This is a genomic window from Rhodoferax sp. GW822-FHT04A08 (genome assembly GCF_058801025.1).
This window is the reverse complement of sequence record NZ_JBXAMW010000002.1, coordinates 69,097-88,784: the sequence shown is the minus strand read 5'-3', so window position 1 is coordinate 88,784 and position 19,688 is coordinate 69,097. Positions and strand designations below refer to the sequence as shown.

The following is a 19,688-nucleotide window of genomic DNA, read 5'->3' as shown; positions in this document are numbered from 1 at the left end:
GCACAGGGGGGATTGCCCCTGTTGGCTATACTGGCTTGGCGCATCTGCAACCCGCAAATTTGCAGTGCCCATAGTCATTTCATAGCGGGGCCTGTGGGCCCCCGCTTGCTTTTCAGAAGGGTTCTCTGATGTCCGTATTGCGAAAAGCGGTGGCCTGCGCTTGGCCTGTCTCCTCTGCCTCTTCTCTGATGGTTCTGTGCTCGGTGGCTTTGCTGGCTGCGTGTGGTCAGTCAGCAGCCCCCCCTGCAGCCGGAGCATCCCAGGCACCACCGCCCGCGCAGGTTGGCGTGGTGACCGTGGCGCGGACCACCGTGGGCCTGGTGACCGAACTACCCGGACGTACCGAGGCTTCGCGCGTGGCCCAGGTGCGTGCACGTGCCGCTGGCATTCTGCAGAGCATTCGCTTTACCGAAGGCAGCGAGGTGCGCGCCAACCAGACGCTGTTCCAGATCGATGATGCGCCCTACCGTGCCGCACTGGCCAGCGCTCAGGCCAGCCTGGCGCGGGCGGAAGCCAATCTGACGCAGGCCAAGGCCCAGGCGGACCGGTACAAACCGCTGGCAGAAGCCAATGCCGTGAGTCAGCAGGACCTGGTCTCTGCCGTGGCTGCACAGAAGTTGGCCGAGGCGGATGTGGCTTCTGCCAAGGCGGCAATCCAGACCGCGCAAATCAATGTGGGCTACGCCACCGTGACCACACCCATCTCGGGTCGCATTGGCCGCGCCCTGGTGACGGAAGGTGCGCTGGTGGGGCAGGGCGAAGCCACGCAACTGGCACTGGTGCAGCAGATCAACCCCATGTACATCAACTTCACCCAGCCGGTGGCGGATGTGCTGCGCCTGCGTGCAGCCATTGCCAGTGGCCAGCTCAAGACCGCTGGAGGCGCCGAATCGGCTCAGGTGCGCATCGTGCTCGACGACGGCAGCACCTATCCCATCCCCGGCAAGCTCTTGTTCAGCGACCTGAGCGTGGATCCGACTTCGGGTCAGATCACCTTGCGTGCCGAAGTGCCCAACCCCAAGGGTGTGCTGCTGCCCGGCATGTATGTGCGGGCCCAGTTGCAGCAGGCGGCTGCGGGTGGTGCCATCCTGTTGCCGCAACAGGCGGTGCAGCGTACGTCGCAAGGAGACAGCGTCAAGGTGGTGGGTGCTGACGGAGTGGTCGAGACGCGTACCGTCAAGGTGGGCTCTGGCAAGGACGGCCAGTGGGTGGTGCTCTCCGGCCTGAAGGACGGCGAGCAGGTGGTGGTGGACGGCTTCCAGAAAATGCAGGGCAAGGCGCCGGTCAAACCCGTGCCTTGGACACCGCCTTCCGCTGCGCCGGCAGCTCCCGCCGCCAGCGCGCCCGCTGCCGCGGCTTCCGGCACGGCCAAGTCCTGAGAGGCCCGCAACATGGCGCGCTTCTTCATCGACCGGCCCATCTTTGCATGGGTGATTGCCTTGTTCATCGTGGTGGCCGGAGCGGTTGCCATCACGCAGTTGCCGGTGGCGCAATACCCGTCGGTGGCGCCACCGTCCATCGTAGTGTCGGCGGCCTATCCGGGTGCCACGGCACAGACCATGGAAAACAGCGTGCTGTCCGTGATCGAGCGCGAGATGAATGGCTCGCCCGGTCTTCTGTACATGGAGTCGGTGGCGCAGGCCGATGGCAGCGGCTCCATCACCCTGAGTTACGACCCCAGCACCAATCCCGATCTGGCGCAGGTGGATGTGCAGAACCGGCTCAGCCGCGCGTCACCGCGCTTGCCGGCCGCCGTGACACAGAACGGCGTGCGGGTGGACAAGTCGCGCTCCAACTTCCTGCTGTTCACCATTCTGTCCTCCGATAACCCGGACTACGACCCGGTGGCATTGGGTGACTACGCCTCGCGCAATGTGCTGCCCGAAATCCAGCGTGTGCCCGGCGTCGGCCAGGCGCAGTTGTTTGGTACAGAGCGTGCCATGCGCATCTGGATCGACCCGGCCAAGCTGGTGGGCTACAAGCTCTCCAGCGTGGATGTGAACAGCGCCATTGCCGCGCAGAACGCGCAGGTCACCTCGGGCACCATTGGCGATCTGCCCAATGTGCCGGGGCAGTCGATCTTTGCCGCTGTGGTGGTCAAGGGGCAGCTCAGTTCCGCCAACGAGTTCGGCAACATTGTGCTGCGCGCCAATGCGGACGGCTCCGCCGTGCGGCTGCGCGACGTGGCCCGTATCGAGCTGGGTGCCCAGTCCTATGGCACGCAGGCGCGCCTCAATGGCAAACCGTCCAGCGGCATTGGCGTGCAACTGGCGCCCAGCGGCAACGCGCTGGCAACGGCCAAGGCCATACGCAAACGTCTGGACGAGCTTTCGCGCTATTTCCCGCCCGGCGTGAAAGCCACCATTCCCTATGACAGCTCCAAGTTCGTGGACATCTCCATCCGCCAGGTGGTGGAGACGCTGCTCGAAGCCGTGGTGCTGGTGTTCCTGGTGATGCTCCTGTTCCTGCAGAACATCCGCTACACCATCATTCCGACATTGGTGGTACCCATCACGCTGATGGGCACCTTTGCCACGCTGCTGGCGCTGGGCTATTCCATCAACGTGCTGACCATGTTCGGCATGGTGCTGGTGATCGGCATTGTGGTGGACGATGCCATCGTGGTGGTGGAAAACGTCGAGCGCATCATGAGTACCGAGGGGCTGCACCCGCTGATGGCCACGCGCAAGGCCATGGGCCAGATCTCCGGCGCCATCATCGGTGTGACCGTGGTGCTGGTGTCGGTGTTCGTGCCGCTGATTTTCTTCAGCGGATCGGTGGGCAACATCTACCGTCAGTTTGCGGTGGTGATGCTCAGCTCCATCCTGTTCTCGGCCTTCATGGCGCTGTCGTTCACGCCGGCCCTGTGCGCCACGCTGCTCAAGCCGGTGCAGGCCGGGCACCACCATGCCAAGAGCGGCTTCTTCGGCTGGTTCAACCGGGGCTTTACTCGCACCACCCATGGCTATGAGGGTCTGGTGGCGCGCGTGCTCAAGCGCACCGGGCGCTTCTTGGTCATCTACGGCGTCATCATTGCCTGCGTGGTCATCCTCTTCGGCAGACTGCCCACCTCGTTCCTGCCCAATGAAGACCAGGGCACCATCCTGGTCAACGTGCAGCTGCCGCCAGGGGCCACTGTCAACCGCACCAGCGACGTGATGACGCAGGTCGAGCAGTTCATGCTCAAGCAGCCTGAGGTGGCCGACATGGTCAGCGTGCTGGGCTTCAGCTTCTCCGGTACCGGCCAGAATGCGGCGCTGGGCTTCGTGGCGCTCAAGGACTGGAAAGAGCGCACCGGCGCCGAGCATGCAGCCAAATCCCTGGCGGGCAAGGCATTCGGTGCCTTGATGGGCATTCGCGATGCGTTCATCTTTCCCTTGAGCCCGCCGCCCATTCCCGAGCTGGGCCGCTCCAACGGCTTCAGCTTCCGGCTGCAGGACCGTGGCGGCAATGGGCATGACGCCCTGCTGGCTGCACGCAACCAGCTGCTGGGCTTGGCCGCACAAAGCAAGGTGCTTACTGCCGTGCGCCCCGATGGTCTGGAAGACGCATCGCAGCTGCAGCTCAATATCGATCGCGACAAGGCCAGCGCCCTGGGCGTGAACTTCTCCGCCATCAATGCAGTGATCTCCACCGCGCTGGGCTCCAGCTACGTGAACGACTTCCCCAACGCCGGCCGGCTGCAACGGGTGGTGGTCCAGGGTGATGCGCCCACGCGCATGCAGCCCGAAGACCTGTTGCGCTTGAACGTGCTCAACAGCAGCGGCCAGACCGTGCCGTTCTCCGCCTTTGCCAGCACCGAATGGGTGACCGGCCCGATGCAGACCATCCGCTACAACGGCTTCCCCACCATGCGGATCTCGGGCGAGCCCGCACCCGGCAACAGCACGGGTACGGCAATTGCCGAGATGGAGCGTCTGGCGTCCCAGCTGCCGCCCGGCTTTGCCTATGAGTGGACGGGGCAGACCTATGAAGAAAAGCTCTCCGGCTCGACGGCGACCATCCTGTTTGCCTTCTCGCTGCTGGCGGTGTTCCTGTGTCTGGCCGCGCTGTATGAGAGCTGGTCTATCCCGTTTGCCGTGATTCTGGTGGTGCCGCTGGGCGTGCTGGGCGTGACCGTGGCAGCGCATCTGCGCGGGTTGGAGAATGACATCTACTTCAAGGTCGGCCTGATCACCATCATCGGCCTGTCGGCCAAGAACGCGGTGCTGATCATCGAGTTCGCCAAGGACCTGCATGCGCAGGGCAAGGGGCTGGTAGAGGCTGTGCTGGAAGCCGTGCATCTGCGCTTCCGGCCGATTCTGATGACCTCCATGGCCTTCATCCTGGGCGTGCTGCCACTGGTGGTTGCAAGCGGCGCAGGTTCTGCCAGCCAGCGCGCCATCGGTACCGGCGTGATGGGCGGCATGATTTCCGCCACGGCGCTGTCTGTCTTCTTTACGCCCGTGTTCTTTGTGGTGGTGCGCCGCATCTTCAAGGGCAGCGAGCGCCAGCGCCGCATGTACGCCCACGAAAAGCAGGAGGGTGAACTGGCGGCGCCTGTGGCGGTAGAGCCGGAGGACCACGTATGACCCGCGCCGTGAAATCTTCCCCGTCGTTGGCTTTCCCGTTCAAGGCCGCAAGCCTGGCCATACTGACAGCCACACTGGCTGCTTGCGGCAGCATGGCGCCCGATTACCAACGCCCCGCTGCGCCCGTTCCGGCGCAGTTTCCTGCAGCTGCAGGCACGGCAGGCGCCGCGGCAGCAGACACTCCCTGGCAAGACTTCTTTGCCGATGAACGTCTGCAAAAGCTGATCCGCATTGCGCTGGAAAACAACCGGGACCTACGCGTGGCACTGCTCAACGTGGAGCAGGCGCGCGCCACAGTGGACGTGCGCAAGGCCGACCGGTGGCCCACGGTGAATGCCGGACTGAGCCTGACCCGAGGAACGACGACTACCGGCGCGGTCACCAGCAGTTACAGCGCGGGTCTGCTCGTCACATCCTATGAAGTGGACCTGTTCGACCGCCTGCGCAGCCAGTCGGATGCCGCCTTTGCGCAATACCTGGCGAGCACCGAGGCCGGCAAGGCAGCACAGATCAGCCTGGTCGGCGCCGTGGCCAATGCCTACTTTGCGTTGCAGGCGGATACCGCGTTGCTGGAGCTGTCGCAGCAAACCACCAAGACCCGGGAAGAGTCTTTCAAGCTCACCAGACTGCGCTTTGACAACGGCGCCAGTTCCCAACTGGACCTGAGCCAAGCCCAGTCGCTGCTGGAAGCCGCACGTGTGAGCCTGGCGCAAACCACGCGCCAGCGCATGCTCGACGAGAACGCGCTCAATCTGCTGCTAGGGCAAGCGGCGCCGAGCGAGCTGGTGGCTGGCAGTGCGCAGCTCACCACGCCATTGCCCGAGCTGCCCACTGGTGTGCCCAGCGAGGTGCTGCTGCGCCGACCCGACGTGGTCCAGGCCGAGCAACTGTTGCTGGCGGCCAATGCCAATATCGGCGCAGCCCGTGCAGCCTTCTTTCCCAAGATCCTGCTGACGGCCAGCGCTGGCAGCGTCAGCAGCGAGCTGCAGGACCTGTTCAAGGACGGTACCTTCGCCTGGAGTTTTGTTCCGCAGTTGCTGCTGCCCATCTTCGATGCCGGACGCAATGAGGCCAATCTGACAGTGGCCAAGACCGCGCGCGACATCGCCGTTGCCCAGTACGAAAAGGCCATCCAGTCCGCCTTCCGAGAAGTGGCCGACGCCCTTGCGGGGCGCGCCACCCTGGGTGACCAGCTCAAGTCGCAACAGGCGCAGACGCTTGCGGAAACCGAACGCACCCGGCTGACCGAGCTGCGCTACAAGAATGGCGCCAGCAGCTATCTGGAGGTGCTGGATGCCCAGCGTTCCCTGTTTGCTTCGCAACAGGCAGAGCTGCAGCTCCGGTCCCAGGTCCTGCAGAATCAGGCAACGCTGTACCGGGTATTGGGTGGCGGCTGGAACGCAGCGGCCAAGTCCTAGCGTGTTGGCCTGCAAGGGCGAAAAAAACAAGGAGATAAGCATGTTCAAAGGAATTCTGGTCACCAAGACCGATGGTGTTTACGGTGCCTCGGTGCAAAGCGTGGATGACTCCGTGCTGGGCGACGGTGATGTGACGGTGGGTGTGGAGTGGTCCACCCTCAACTACAAGGACGGCTTGGCCATCACCGGCAAATCACCGGTGGTGCGCAAGTTTCCATTGGTGCCAGGCATCGACTTTGCCGGCACGGTGTATTCCAGCCAGAACCCGCGCTGGAAGGTGGGCGACAAAGTAGTCCTCAACGGCTGGGGTGTAGGTGAATCGCACAGTGGTGGCCTAGCCCAGACGGCGCGTGTCAAAGGAGAGTGGCTGGTGGCTTTGCCCGCAGCTTTCACCACACGGCAGGCCATGGCCATCGGTACTGCGGGCTATACCGCCATGCTGTGCGTCATGGCATTGGAAAAACACGGCGTGCGCCCCACTGATGGTGAGGTGCTGGTGACCGGTGCCAGCGGCGGCGTGGGCAGCGTGGCCGTGTCCCTTTTATCCAAACTAGGCTACACAGTGGTCGCATCAACCGGCCGTCTGGAAGAAGCGCCTTATCTGCAGTCGTTGGGCGCCAGCAGCGTGATCGATCGCAATGAACTCTCCGGCCCGGGTAAACCGCTGGCCAAGGAACGCTGGGCCGCTGTGGTGGACAGTGTGGGCAGCCATACCCTGGCCAATGCCTGCGCTGCGACCCGCTATGGCGGCGCCGTGGCGGCATGCGGTCTGGCGCAGGGCATGGATTTTCCCGCATCGGTGGCGCCGTTCATCTTGCGTGGCATCACGCTTTACGGCATTGACAGCGTCATGGCGCCTCTTGCCAAACGCGAAGAGGCTTGGGCACGGCTGGCACGTGATCTGGACGTGGCCAAGCTGGAAGCGCTCACCACCGAGATCAGCCTGGAGCAAGCCATTGGCGTGGCCGCAGAGCTGCTGCAGGGCAAGGTACGCGGCCGGGTCGTGGTGAAGCCATAAGCCAGCCGCAGGGCGAATCAGCCTACGCCTGGCTGCGGCTGCTGGTTTCGCTGACGTTGATGACCATCGGCGGCAGCGGCATGTACGCCATCACCGTGGTGCTGCCACGCATCCAGCAGGAATTTACCGTGGGGCGCGCGCAAGCTTCGTTTCCATACGCCATGACATTGGTGGGGTTTGGCGTGGGCGGCATTCTCATGGGCCGGCTGGCGGACCGCTTTGGCGTGATGGTGCCGGTGTTGCTGGGAGGCGTGGCGCTGGGTTCGGGCTTTCTGGTGGCCGGGTCGGCGCACGACCTGTGGCAGTTCAATCTGGCCCAAGGCTTGCTCATTGGCATGCTGGGCAGTTCTGCCACATTTGCGCCGCTGGTAGCCGACACCTCGCAGTGGTTCACACGCAGGCGCGGCATTGCGCTGGCCATCTGCATGAGCGGCAACTATGTGGCCGGTGCTGTCTGGCCTCCGGTGGCGCAGCATCTGGTGGAGCTCTGGGGCTGGCGTTCTGCCTATTCGGCCATCGGATTCTTTTGTCTGGCGAGCATGTTGCCGCTGGCGTTGGTGCTCAAGCGCCGGCCGCCCGTAGTGACACGCGCGCCGCACGCGGGCCAAGCTGCGACGGTTGCCGGTGCGGTGCCCGACCGGCCTCTGAACCTGAACGTCAATCTCTTCACGGGGTTGCTGAGCATTGCGGGTCTGTCGTGTTGCGTGGCCATGTCCATGCCGCAGGTCCACATCGTGGCCTATTGCACCGACCTGGGGCTGGGCGCCACGCAGGGCGCGCAAATGCTGTCACTGATGCTGGGTGCCGGCATTGTGAGTCGGTTGGTGTCGGGCTGGCTGTCGGATCACCTGGGCGGACTGATCACGCTCCTGATCGGTTCGCTCCTGCAGATGCTGGCCTTGTTGCTGTTCCTGCCCTTCAAGGGTCTCGTGCCGCTGTATGTGATCTCCGGCCTGTTCGGGCTGTTCCAGGGCGGCATCGTGCCATGCTATGCGCTCATCGTTCGCGAATATTGCCAACCCGGCCAGGCTGGCGCACGGGTGGGCACGGTGCTGATGGCCACGCTCTTTGGCATGGCGCTGGGGGGCTGGATGTCGGGTGCCATCTTCGATTGGACCGGCTCCTACCGTGCCGCATTTCTGAATGGCATTGCATTCAACCTGCTCAATGCCGTGGTTGTTGCGTGGTTACTGCGCCGTGCCTGGCTGCTGGCACTATCATCGCCCACCCTTGACGGCACACGACTGGGTGCCATCGCACACCGATTCCAACAGAGAACTTGAATATGCAATACAGACCTCTTGGCCGCACCGGCTGGAACATCTCCACCATCAGTTTTGGCGCCTGGGCCATTGGCGGCACCTGGGGCGACGTGGACGACGCGGAGTCCATGGGCGCACTGCACAAGGCGCTGGACATGGGCGTGAACTTCTCCGACACGGCCGATGTCTATGGCGACGGCCGCAGCGAACGCCTGATTGCCCGCTTGCGCAAGGAACGCAGCGAGCCGTTCTACGTGGCCACCAAGGCCGGGCGTCGCCTGAACCCGCATGTGGCTGAGGGCTACAACCGCCAGAATCTGCGCGCCTTTGTGGAACGCAGCCTGACCAACCTGAACACCGAGGCACTGGACCTGTTGCAACTGCATTGCCCGCCCACACCCGTGTACTACATGCCTGAGGTGTTTGATGCGCTGGACGAAATGCAGCGCGAGGGCAAGCTGCGCCACTACGGCGTGAGCGTGGAGAAGGTGGAAGAGGCGCTCAAGGCCATTGAGTTCCCCGGCGTGCAAAGTGTGCAGATCATCTTCAACATGCTGCGCCAGCGCCCGGCAGACCTGCTTTTCAAGGAGACGCAACGCAAGGGCGTGGGCATCCTCGCTCGGTTGCCGCTTTCCTCGGGACTGCTCAGCGGCAAGATGACGTCGCAGACCACCTTTGCAGCAGACGACCACCGCCTGTTCAACCGCAACGGCGAACAGTTCGACAAGGGTGAGACTTTTTCCGGCCTGGAATACGCCAAGGGCCTGGCTGCCGTCGAAGCCCTGCGTCCGCTGGTGCCCGCGGGCATGAGCATGGCGCAATGGGCCCTGCGCTGGATCACCATGCACCCGGCGGTGACCTGTGCCATTCCCGGCGGCAAGCGTGCGGCGCAAGTGGAAGACAACGTTCACGCCGCCGATTTGCCCGCCTTCACCGATGCGCAGATGCAGGCGGTGCAAACGGTATATGAGCAATACGCCAAACCCTGGGTTCACCACGGCTGGTAAACCCTTTGCCACGAAAGCACCGCACACCATGACGCAAGAAACTGTCGGCTTCATCGGCCTGGGCCTGATGGGCCATGGCATGGCCAAGAACCTGGTGGACAAGGGCTTTGCGCTGTCCATCTATGCCCGCAAGCCCAGCGAGGCCACGGCAGACTTGCAGCGCCGCGGTGCCGTCCTGCGCGCATCAGCCACGGAGGTCGCGCGCAACGCGTCGGTGGTGTTCCTGTGCGTCACCGGATCCAAGGATGTGGAGGCCATTGTGCGCGGGCCACAAGGGCTCAAGGCCGGGCTGGCACCAGGCAGCGTGGTGGTGGATTGCTCCACGTCTGACCCGGTCTCCACCAATGCCCTGCAGGCGGAGTTGCAGGCGGTAGGCGTGCATCTGGTCGATGCGCCATTGAGCCGCACACCCAAGGAAGCCTGGGCGGGAACGCTGGACACCATGGTCGGTGCTGACCCGGAAGTCTTTGCACGGGTGGAGCCGCTGTTGCAAACCTTTGCCGGGCGCATCGTGCACCTGGGCGGTCCCGGCACCGGCCACCGCATGAAGCTGATCAACAACTTTGTGTCGCTGGGCTACGCCGCGCTGTATGCGGAAGCCCTGACCCTGGCGCAGGCGGTGGGCATCACACCCGCCATGTTCGACTCGGTCATACGTGGCGGCCGCATGGACAACCTGTTCTACCAGACCTTCATGGAGTACACGCTGCGCGGCAACAAGGAGGCGCACAAGTTCACACTCACCAATGCCTACAAGGACCTGCGCTACCTGGAGTCCATGGCCGACGATGCCGGTGTGGCCAACAGCATGGGCAATGCGGTGAAGAACGCCTTTGGCCTGGCGGTGCAGATGGGCGGCTCGCAAACCATGGTGCCCATGCTGCCGGAGCTGATCGCCGCCATGAGTGGCGTGGATCTGCAGCCTGACGACGCGGACCTATAGCCGCCGCAACCGCGCCTCGTGCAGCGTCAGCAGACCGCCTGCCGTGCCGCACAGCGCGATCAGCCCGATACCGATGAGCGACATGTGGTCGGGAATGTGGTCGAACATGATCCAGCCGCCCAGCATGGCAAACCCGATCTGCATGTACATATAAGGCATCAGCGTGGCGGCGGGCGAGCGCTCGAAGGCCATGATCATCAGCAGGTGACCGACCGATCCAGCCACGCCCATCAGAGCCAGGCCCAGCCACAGGTGCACATCGTTGAGTGAAGTCCAGGCCCAGTACAGCGGCACGCTGGTTACCAGCAGGCTGACCCAGCTGGTGTAGAACTGGGTGGTGAGGGTTGATTCGGTGCGCGTCAGCTTGCTGGTCAGCAACTGGAACGCCGTATTGGCAATCACCAGTCCCAGTGGCAGCAACATAGCCCAGCTGTTCCAGCTCACCGCATCGCCACCGGGTCGCACAATGATGGCCGTGCCAATGAAGCCGCCGGTGACCAGGACAACCCGGAAGATGGACACATGCTCACCCAGCAGGCGCGCTGCCAGCAGGGTCACCAGCAGCGGGGTGGTCATCACGATGGCGGTGAATTCGCCCACCGGCATCACGCGCAGACTGGCAAATGCCAGCAAGGTGACCATGGTTATCAGCAAGCCACGGGCAACCTGCATTCCCAGGTTGTCGGTCCTGAATACAGACATGCCTTTCTTGGGAATCACCAAGGCGGTGGTGAGCAGCGCCTGGAAAAAATTGCGAGCCCAGATGGCCATCAGCAGCGGCACCTCCAGCGTCACCCGCTTGGTGGTGGTGTCCAGCACCGCAAAGCAGGCCACGGCTGCGATCAGCAATCCAATACCGGCAAGGGTCTTGGTGCTGACGGCAGGAGCGCGGGGAAGGCGTGCAGGCATGGCGGAAGGGGACACGGACATGAATTTCCCTGGAAGTGTGACTGAAATACTGCTGGGCGGTGCTTGGGCTGAGCAGCGGTCCCAATCGGTTTGCTCGGTGGAGCTCATTGAACTGTAACCTAGGGCAAACCCTAATATCAACAATCCGGACTGGTAAACTCCCGCAGTCGCGCGCAGCGCAGCCTCCCTTATCAAGCAATCCACGTCATGACCAGTTCCTCCTTTGATCCTTCCATCATCGCGTCCAAAACCATGTCGGCAGAAGCGGCTGCGGAGCTCATTCCTGCTGGTGCGCACGTTGGCATGAGTGGATTTACCGGTGCCGGCTACCCCAAGCTGGTACCGGGCGCGCTGGCAGCGCGCATCAAGAAACTGCACGCAGCCGGTGAAGAATTCCGCATCGGCCTGTGGACCGGCGCCTCCACTGCGTCCGAATTGGACGGCGTGTTGGCCGCGGCAGACGGCATCAGCATGCGCCTGCCCTACCAGTCCGACCCCACCGTGCGCAAGCAGATCAACGCCGGACAAATGCAGTACACCGACATCCATCTCTCGCATGTGGCGCAACTGGCATGGTTCGGTTTTCTGGGCAAGCTGGATGTGGCGGTGGTCGAAGTTGCCGGTGTGCGCCCGGATGGCAAGCTGATCCCTTCGACTTCCATCGGCAACAACAAGACCTGGCTGCAATTGGCCGACAAGATCATCCTGGAAGTCAACAGCCTGCAGAGCCCGGGGCTCGAAGGCATGCATGACATCTACTACGGCACGCGCCTGCCGCCCGAGCGCCAGCCGATTCCGCTGGTGAGCGCTGGTGACCGCATCGGCGCACCGTACCTGGAGTGCGACTGGAGCAAGGTGGTCGCGGTGATCAACACCCACCAGCCTGACCGCAACAGCGCCTTTGCGGCGCCCGATGAAAACTCGCAGCGCATTGCCAACCACATTCTGGACTTCCTGAACAACGAGGTGAAGCAGGGCCGCCTGCCCAAGGAACTGCTGCCGCTGCAATCCGGCGTGGGCAACATTGCCAATGCGGTGCTCTCCGGTTTGAACAAGGGGCCGTTTGAGAACATGACGTCCTATACCGAAGTGCTGCAGGACGGCATGCTGGAAATGCTCAAGTCCGGCAAGCTGTCCATGGCCTCGGCCACTGCGCTGTCGCTCAGCCCCACTGCGCTCAAGGAATTCAATGACAACATCGCCTTCTACCGTGAGCGCATCGTGCTGCGGCCGCAGGAGGTGAGCAACCACCCGGAATTGATACGTCGCCTGGGCGTGATCGCCATGAATGCCATGATCGAGGCAGACATCTACGGCAACGTCAACTCCACCCACATCATGGGCACCAGCGTCATGAACGGCATTGGCGGCTCGGGCGACTTTGCCCGCAATGCCTATCTGTCGTTCTTCATGACGCCTTCCACCGCCAAGGACGGGGCGATTTCCTGTATCGTGCCCATGGTGTCCCATACCGACCATACCGAACATGACGTGGAGATCATCGTGACCGAACAAGGCCTTGCCGACTTGCGCGGCCTGTCCCCCACGCAGCGTGCCCGCCGCGTCATCGAGAAGTGCGCCCATCCGGACTTCAAGCCGGCGCTGCAGGACTACTTTGAACGCTCGCTGGCCAGCAAGGGGGGCAAGCACACCCCCCATCTGCTGACTGAAGCCCTGTCCTGGCACCAACGCTTCGTGGATACCGGGACCATGCATGTCCGCTAATCCAGCACCAACGACACGTGCCGGCGCGTATTGGCGTGCCGGCGCCATTGCCCTGATGCTGCTGCTGGCGGTAGGCATCGCCGCTGGCATCAGCATGTTCGAGCAGTTCGTTGCACAGATTCATGATCTGCAGCAAAAAGTGCAGAAGACGGCGCAGCTTCAGTACGTCGCCGTGCTGCTGGACGACAAGGGCGAGCCAGCCATGCTGGTCACCCAGATGGCTGGTGAGAACGTATTGCAGCTGCAGCGGCTCAACGCTGTGCTGGAAGGGCGTGAAGACAGCATGCAGCTATGGGCCTTGCCCACCAGCGGTACCCCCGCGTCATTGGGCGTGGTGCAAAGCACCATCAAGACCCCTCGTCTGGAAATCGGTGAGCAAGCGCTCACAAATGCGAGCCGCTTGGCTATCAGTGTCGAAAGCCGGGGCGGTGTGCCGCAAAGCCAGGGCCCCAGGCTGCCTTATCTTTTTTCCGGCGCGCTGGTGCGCAAGGCACTGTAAAGCCGCACGCGACGCCCGCTCCACCGGGCTTATTTGTCAGCAGGGAAGGGCGTACCGGTAGGGTACGTCCCCCATGTTGCGAACGGTCGTTCTCAAAATATTTTTCAACTTTTTGAAAATAGGCCTAAATTACCCCCTAAATCTGCCGTTATGAAACGTACGTCAACTACCAAAAGTAACCGGAGGGGCCTAGAGCCCGAAACAACGTGTCGCTACCATCCATTGAACGAACCCTCAATCCTCGGCCTTCGGCTGCGGATTCGGTGTTGTCCAGGACCGGTGTCGTCATTCCGGTTCCTCCGGTCAACCCGAGCGTAGAAGCCAGTCCGCCGCTGGAGCCCACACCCAGCGTGGTGAACCATGTGAACCCCGCCTTGCAGGCAGCGGGACCGCAGTCGCAGCCCAACGAAGGGGAGGTCACCTATACCAGCGTGCCCGACCCGGTGAGTCAAAACGGCTCCAAACAAGGCTCTCCACACGACTGGACTATCCATCGTCCAGCCGCCGAGAAGAAGGAAGATCCTCCGCCCAAACCCATTTCGCAAGTGCTCATGGACCATCTCAAGTCCATGTGGAACGCCAGCGCCAGTGCGGTGACCGTGGAGCAGGTGAGCCAGGCCCTGACGCCCAATGCGCCGACGACGCCTGCCCAGACGCCAGGCGATTTGGCCAAGCAGGTGCTCACCTACCAGCCCACCAAGATCAAGAAGAACGAGAAGATCTAGGCCTTGCCGGCAGCTCGGTCTGCCGTGGTCTACCATGGCGGCTATGCATACAACAGCCCTTGTACTTTTTTCCGGCGGTCAGGATTCCACCACCTGCCTGGCCCACGCCCTGTCCCGTTATGAACGCGTCGAGACCGTGGCATTTGACTATGGTCAGCGCCACCATGTGGAGCTGGACGCCCGCTTGAACGTGCTGCGCGAGTTGCGTTTGCAGTTCCCGCAGTGGGCCGGCCGGCTTGGCGAAGACCATCTGCTTGATCTGTCGGTACTGGGCAAGGTGAGTGAGACCTCTCTGACGCGCGACATGGCCTTCAAGATGGAGGCCAATGGTTTGCCCAACACCTTTGTGCCTGGGCGCAATCTGCTGTTCTTGACGCTTTCGGCGGCACTGGCTTACCGGCGCGGGTTGCAGGTCATTGTCACCGGCGTCTGTGAGACGGATTACTCCGGCTACCCCGATTGCCGCGATGACACCATGAAAGCTATGCAACTGGCGCTCTCCCTGGGAATGGACCAGCGCTTTCTGATCGAGACCCCCTTGATGTGGATAGACAAGGCCCAGACCTGGGAGCTGGCACGCAGTCTGGGCGAACAGTCGGGCGTGGCGCAGGGTGGTGAGGCGCTGGTGGACCTGATCGTGGAGCACACCCACACCTGCTATCTGGGCGACCGCACGCATCGCCAAGCCTGGGGTTATGGCTGTGGCGAATGCCCGGCCTGCGTGCTGCGCGCCAAGGGCTATGCGGCTTTTTCGGACAGCTTGAACAAGGCCTCGGCACCCTCGGCCTGAGGTTCCAGCGCCCAGTGCCTGTGGTGGAATGCCGCCACGCCCGGCCTGTGGGCGATGGACACCAGGCCGCCATGGCGTGCTGCCACCAAGGCGGTCAGCCGCTGGTACAGCGAGGTTTCTGCCGCCGTGTCCAAGGCGCTGGTGGCCTCATCGGCAAACACCCATTTGGGTTTCTTCAGCAGGACGCGGGCAAAGGCCAGGCGCTGCTGCTCTCCGCCCGAGAGCTTCTGGCTCCAGGCATCGGAACGGTCCAGTTGCGTTGCCAAATGGGGCAGCATGGCGTCCTGCAATGCCTGTTGCAGCGCCGCGTCCGCAAAACTGGCCGCCGCCTGCGGATAGGCCAAGGCGTCGCGCAAGGGGCCGTCGGGGATATACGGTCGCTGGGGCAGGAACATGGTGTCTTCGCTACGCTCCACGCGCCCCGTGGCAAAAGGCCAGATACCCGCCAGTGAGCGAAACAGGGTGGACTTGCCGCTGCCCGAGGGGCCGGTCAGCAGAACCGTGTCACCTGCACCCACCTGCAAAGGGGTGTGGGCCAGCAGAATTGCGCCCGTCGGCAGTGCCACTCCCAGGTCACTGGTGTGTACGGCCACGTCCGAGGCCGCCGGTGCTGCCGCGGTGACCGGCATGACCTTGTTGAAGGATTCTTCAAAGGTGGTCAGACGATCGGTGGTGGCACGCCACGCGGCCAGCCCGCTGTAGCTGTCCACAAACCAGCTCATGGCGCCCTGTACTTGGCCGAACGCACTGGAAATCTGCATCAGCTCACCCAGCTGGATGGCACCGCTGAAGAAGCGGGGCGCCGCCACCAGGAACGGAAACACCACGGCAGCCTGGCCGAAGAAGCTGGTGAACCAGATCAATCGCTTTTGCGCACGGATCAGGTTGAGGTAGTTGGACAGCACGCGGCCAAAGCGCAATTCCAGTTGCGCATGCTCCACGGTTTCTCCACGGTCCAGTGCGATGGATTCGCTGTATTCACGCACCCGCACCATGCGGTGGCGGAAGTCGGCTTCCACCTGTTGCTGCTGGAAGTTCAATGCAATCTGCGGCCTGCCGATGTAATGCGTGATCACGCTGCCCGCCACGCTGTAGACCACGGCCATCCAGACCATGAAGCCGGGAATCACATATTCACTGCCCTGGAATTTGAAGGCAAAGCCGCCAGACAGCGTCCACAGAATGCCGACAAAGCTGCCCAGTGTGACCACTGAATTCAATAGGCCCATGGTGAGCGACAGGGTCTGGCCGGTGAACTGGCCTATGTCCTCCTGGATGCGCTGGTCCGGGTTGTCGGGATTCTTGGAGGCAACACCTTCCGCGCTGCCCGCACCGTAGCGCGACAACTCAAAACGGTAGAACGCTTGGTTGCTGAGCCAACGCTGCAGGTAGTGCGTGGTCATCCAGGCGCGCCAGCGCATGTCCAGCAACTGGGACAGGTAGAACTTGTAGACGGCAATCACGATGAAGGCGAAGGCCAGATAGGTGAAGCGCCCGAGTTGCTCCCAGAACACTGCTGCGTTCTTGTCCTGCAGCGAGTCATAGAAGAGCTTGTTCCAGTCGTTGAACAGCACGTTCATGTACACCAGGCCCAGATTGAGCGCTACGATGGCGGCCAGCAAACCACGCGCTTTCCACTTCTGGTCCGAAGAAAAGTAGGGCTTGGAGAGCGCCCACACCCGTTGGGCCTGCTGGCGGGTGGCAGCCCATTTGGCGGCCAATGTGTTCGGTTGGGTGGTAGTGAGGTTCTTGTTATCGGTTGAATTGGACATGCCTTGCGTACCTGTGAATGCGTGAACGTGATGGTAGCCGCAGCGCAGCGGCATCGCCGTGCCGGCCGGCCCTAGCCCTGAAGCAGCCTGTCGAGGCTGCTGTCCCAGGAGAATCCGGGAAAGAGCCGGTCCAGCTCTGCATTGCCCAGGCCTTGGGTGCGGCGAAGAATCTGTGCAAAGACGGCCCTGAAATCATGGTGCACCGGCAGGTCCCGACCTTCATGCAGATTGCCCGGCGCAAGACCGGTCCAGTTACCGTGCCAACGCCCGCCTTGCACTTGGTTGCCCATGATCCACAGCGCATTGCCATGGCCATGGTCGGTACCGCGAGTGCCGTTTTCGGCACTGGTGCGGCCAAATTCACTGCACACCACCACCACGTCACCGGGCTGCGAAAAATCGCGCCGCAGTTGCGTCAGGGTGGCGGCCAGATTGCCCAGGTTGTTGGCCAGCGTCCCGGTAGCGGAGCCCTGGTTGGCATGGGTGTCCCAGCCGCCCGCCGACAGAAAACCCAGCCGCAGACGCCGGTCCTGTCGCATCAGCGTGCCCAGATGCTGGGCATCCAGCAAGAGGCCTTGGGCCGATCCGGCACCGTTGTTGGCGGCCAGCATTTCCTTGCTTGCCATGGCGGGGTCTGCCATGTCTGCGTTCAGTGTCTGCGCCGTCTGCATGCGGCTGTCCGCGCCAGCGCGAAAGGCCTGGGACAGTCTGTCCTGCCCTGCGTAGAGTTGCATCACGGCATCGCGTGTGCGGCTGTCGCCCAGCGCACCCTGGCGCGTAGCCGCCTGACCGCGCGGAACCAGTTGCACCGGCGCGCCGCCCGAGAGGATTTGTGGATTGGCTTCTCCCACACCCAATGCGATGGCGTGTGCTTTTCCATCCGCTGCAGGGGCCTTGGTACGCAGGGAGGCCAAGGTGTTCATCCAGCCGTTGGCAGCACCGCCATGACCGGGCAAGCCGGTTTCCCAGTGGTGTTGGGCATCGAAGTGGGAACGTGTGGGATCGGGTGAGCCGGCGGCGGGTATCACGCCAAGCACGCCTTGCTGCCAAAGTGGCATCAAGGGCGCAAGTGCGGGATGCAGTCCAAAGGTGTTGTCCAGCCGGATCGCGGTTTGCCCGTTGCCGTCGGGCGCAGCAATGGCTATCGATGGCCGCAGCGTGTAGTAGTTGCTGTCGCCATGCGGTACCAATGCGGAGAGACCGTCATAGGCACCGCGCAGGAACACCACGACTAGCCGCCCACTGGCATCCACCGCATTGTTTTGTGCCCAGCACACCGGGGCGGCCCAGGCACTGCCGGCTGCAGCTAGCGTAGCCAGGAAATTTCTGCGCGGTAGCGCGTATGTATAGATGGGAGACATGGCTTGGTTTGCGCTCACTTGTACATGAAGTCCGGGCTGGCCAGCAGCAGTCCGTTGCGCAGGCCCGCACGCTGCGCAGCCACGGTCTGTAGCGTAGCCAGGCTGAAATAGGGCTGCAGAAAGTCGACGTCCTCGCTGTGTCTGGCCAATTGCAGGGCATAGTCGGCGCGGCGCGTGAGCGCCTCGGGAGCCAGCCAGGTGGCAGCATCCGTCTTGTATCCGTCGGGGGTCTGCCAGCCGTGCAATGGTTGGCCGGCGTTGTTCAAGAAGCCAAGGGTGAGCAGCAGATTCTTGCGGTCCTGCGCACCCTGTGTGGCAGTCAGTGCAGAGCAGGCGAAGTCCATCGGCGTCTTGAACAACCGGTTGGATGCATCCCAGAATTCCTCGGACTCGATCAGCGTCTGCATCCAGCGTTTGATATCGCCCTTGTTGTCGATGAAACTTCGGCTCAACCGTTGGACCAGTTCGGGGCTGGGGGTGTCAGCGACAAAGAATTGCGCCAGCCGCAGACTGAGGCGGTGCGCAGTGCTGGGGTGCCTCGCCAGCATGCGGATGGCCTGAACGCCTTCGGCCTCTCCGCGGCCAAAGAAACCATCGGGATAGACGTGGCCCATGACCCTCTTGCTGCCGCCTTCATGCCATCGCATGACAAAGCGAAACCCGTCCGACGACTTGGGACCCACAGTCCAGCCCGTCAGCACCTTGGCCAGTTCCCGCACATCGGTCTGGCTGTAGCCGCCGTCCACGCCCAGCGTGTGCAGCTCCATCAGTTCACGCGCGTAGTTTTCATTCAGCCCGCGGGTATTGCCTTGCGCGCCGCGTGTGCCCTCTGCCACGCTTTGGGCCTGGTCGAGGTAATGCAGCATGGCTGGGTGGCGGGCACTGGCCAGCAGCAGGTTTTCAAAGGTGTCCAGCGCATGCGCACGTGCAACGTGGATGAGGTAGTGGCCGACGAAGGGGCGCACCGGGCCTTTGCCGATATAGACGTTCAAATGGTTGAACCAGAATTCGGTCATGCGCGCCAGCAACGGGTTTTCCAGCTCGGACTGGCTGCAGGCTTGCAGGCGCCAGACGGCCGTCTTTTCAACCATGGTGCGGTTGAAGTTCTGCGCTTCTGGTGAAGTGGGAAAATTCAGCCGCTGGTGCATGTCATCGGCGGCGGCGCTCTTGCCAACGGGGTCTGTGCCCGCCTTGATGCTGGCCCGGGCCTGACGCTCACGCTGTGCGCCTTCGAATATCTCTGGCAGCGGTGCATTGATGTCCTGCAGTTCAGCAGTCAGCGCCGGTGCCGATTGGCTGGCATTGTGAGCGGTATCCAGTTGTCGCAGTGCCCAGGCCCGCGCATTTGGGGCTGCCTGAATGTCGGCTACCAGCGCGGGGCTGGCGCCGTATCCCAGGCGGGACAGCGCACGCCATTGTTCGGCAAGCTGCGCATTGACTTGCTGGGGGATTGCGGCCTGCATGTCCGCAGGGTTGTCGGTCTGCGCCCAGGCCTTGGAAGTGGTCCCAGCGGCCCAGGCAAGCCAGCGGGCCATGCGGTGCATTGCATGGCGTCGCGGCAAGGCAATGGGGTTTTGCTGGGGCATGTCAGGCGTTCCCTTGGTATTGCGGGCAGTGTGCCATCCCAACGCCTGGCGCGGTAGGGGCGCCTACCACCTTCAATTTTCTTTACACGCGCGGCGCCCTTG

15 protein-coding genes are annotated in these 19,688 nt (G+C 62.9%); 11 read left to right on the top strand and 4 right to left on the bottom strand.

The genetic code is table 11. From position 1 onward, the window contains the following. Positions 1-128: 128 nt before the first annotated feature. Genes AC1RMF_RS04955 through AC1RMF_RS04925 form a run of 7 tightly spaced genes read left to right on the top strand, consistent with a single transcriptional unit; the run spans position 129 to position 10,219 of the window. Positions 129-1,379 carry an efflux RND transporter periplasmic adaptor subunit gene (locus tag AC1RMF_RS04955; RefSeq protein ID WP_342616325.1) on the top strand — a complete coding sequence of 417 codons (1,251 nt, stop codon included), beginning with the start codon at positions 129-131 and terminating at the stop codon, positions 1,377-1,379. Between the two features lie 12 nt (positions 1,380-1,391). Further along, positions 1,392-4,571: an efflux RND transporter permease subunit gene (locus AC1RMF_RS04950; RefSeq protein ID WP_493140075.1), complete on the top strand. Its 3,180-nt coding sequence runs from the start codon at positions 1,392-1,394 to the stop codon at positions 4,569-4,571. Continuing rightward, positions 4,568-5,989 (top strand): efflux transporter outer membrane subunit, encoded by a 1,422-nt coding sequence (locus AC1RMF_RS04945; protein ID WP_493140073.1) that lies wholly within the window; start codon positions 4,568-4,570, stop codon positions 5,987-5,989. The genes AC1RMF_RS04950 and AC1RMF_RS04945 overlap by 4 nt, the downstream gene beginning before the upstream one ends. A 40-nt stretch (positions 5,990-6,029) precedes the next feature. Beyond that, a complete protein-coding gene (acuI, locus tag AC1RMF_RS04940) occupies positions 6,030-7,007 on the top strand; it encodes an acrylyl-CoA reductase (NADPH) (protein WP_493140071.1) in 978 nt (325 codons plus the stop codon). A 59-nt stretch (positions 7,008-7,066) separates the two neighbouring features. Beyond that, positions 7,067-8,290: an MFS transporter gene (locus AC1RMF_RS04935; protein ID WP_493140069.1), complete on the top strand. Its 1,224-nt coding sequence runs from the start codon at positions 7,067-7,069 to the stop codon at positions 8,288-8,290. Between the two features lie 2 nt (positions 8,291-8,292). Continuing rightward, positions 8,293-9,276 carry an aldo/keto reductase gene (locus AC1RMF_RS04930; protein ID WP_493140067.1) on the top strand — a complete coding sequence of 328 codons (984 nt, stop codon included), beginning with the start codon at positions 8,293-8,295 and terminating at the stop codon, positions 9,274-9,276. Further along, positions 9,206-10,219: an NAD(P)-dependent oxidoreductase gene (locus AC1RMF_RS04925; RefSeq protein ID WP_493140065.1), complete on the top strand. Its 1,014-nt coding sequence runs from the start codon at positions 9,206-9,208 to the stop codon at positions 10,217-10,219. Before AC1RMF_RS04930 ends, AC1RMF_RS04925 begins: the two co-directional genes overlap by 71 nt. Here the strand turns inward: AC1RMF_RS04925 and AC1RMF_RS04920 are convergent. Continuing rightward, on the bottom strand, positions 10,214-11,149 hold the full coding sequence (locus AC1RMF_RS04920; RefSeq protein WP_493140063.1) for a DMT family transporter: 936 nt from the start codon (positions 11,147-11,149) through the stop codon (positions 10,214-10,216). The two genes, AC1RMF_RS04925 and AC1RMF_RS04920, sit on opposite strands and share 6 nt — an antisense overlap. 186 nt (positions 11,150-11,335) lie before the next feature. On the opposite strand from AC1RMF_RS04920, the gene scpC reads away from it, so the two are divergent. From scpC to queC, 4 genes are all read left to right on the top strand, one after another. After that, positions 11,336-12,853, top strand: a complete 1,518-nt coding sequence (scpC, locus tag AC1RMF_RS04915; protein WP_493140061.1) for a succinyl-CoA:acetate CoA-transferase ScpC — start codon at positions 11,336-11,338, stop codon at positions 12,851-12,853. After that, the gene (locus AC1RMF_RS04910) at positions 12,843-13,352 is read left to right on the top strand and encodes an anti-sigma factor domain-containing protein (RefSeq protein ID WP_342616333.1); all 510 of its coding nucleotides are present in this window, start codon (positions 12,843-12,845) and stop codon (positions 13,350-13,352) included. Before scpC ends, AC1RMF_RS04910 begins: the two co-directional genes overlap by 11 nt. 206 nt (positions 13,353-13,558) lie before the next feature. Further along, on the top strand, positions 13,559-14,077 hold the full coding sequence (locus tag AC1RMF_RS04905; protein ID WP_493140058.1) for a hypothetical protein: 519 nt from the start codon (positions 13,559-13,561) through the stop codon (positions 14,075-14,077). A 43-nt stretch (positions 14,078-14,120) separates the two neighbouring features. Then, the gene (gene queC, locus AC1RMF_RS04900; protein ID WP_342616335.1) at positions 14,121-14,867 is read left to right on the top strand and encodes a 7-cyano-7-deazaguanine synthase QueC; all 747 of its coding nucleotides are present in this window, start codon (positions 14,121-14,123) and stop codon (positions 14,865-14,867) included. On the opposite strand, the gene AC1RMF_RS04895 is transcribed toward queC, so the two are convergent. The 3 genes from AC1RMF_RS04895 to AC1RMF_RS04885 all read right to left on the bottom strand — a co-directional run bounded on the left by AC1RMF_RS04895 (position 14,816) and on the right by AC1RMF_RS04885 (position 19,586). Beyond that, the gene (locus tag AC1RMF_RS04895) at positions 14,816-16,639 is read right to left on the bottom strand and encodes an ABC transporter ATP-binding protein/permease (RefSeq protein ID WP_493140056.1); all 1,824 of its coding nucleotides are present in this window, start codon (positions 16,637-16,639) and stop codon (positions 14,816-14,818) included. The two genes, queC and AC1RMF_RS04895, sit on opposite strands and share 52 nt — an antisense overlap. Positions 16,640-16,710: 71 nt before the next feature. Further along, positions 16,711-18,000 (bottom strand): DUF1501 domain-containing protein, encoded by a 1,290-nt coding sequence (locus AC1RMF_RS04890; protein WP_493140054.1) that lies wholly within the window; start codon positions 17,998-18,000, stop codon positions 16,711-16,713. Positions 18,001-18,014: 14 nt separating this feature from the next. Then, positions 18,015-19,586, bottom strand: a complete 1,572-nt coding sequence (locus AC1RMF_RS04885; RefSeq protein ID WP_493140052.1) for a DUF1800 domain-containing protein — start codon at positions 19,584-19,586, stop codon at positions 18,015-18,017. Between the last annotated feature and the right edge of the window lie 102 nt (positions 19,587-19,688).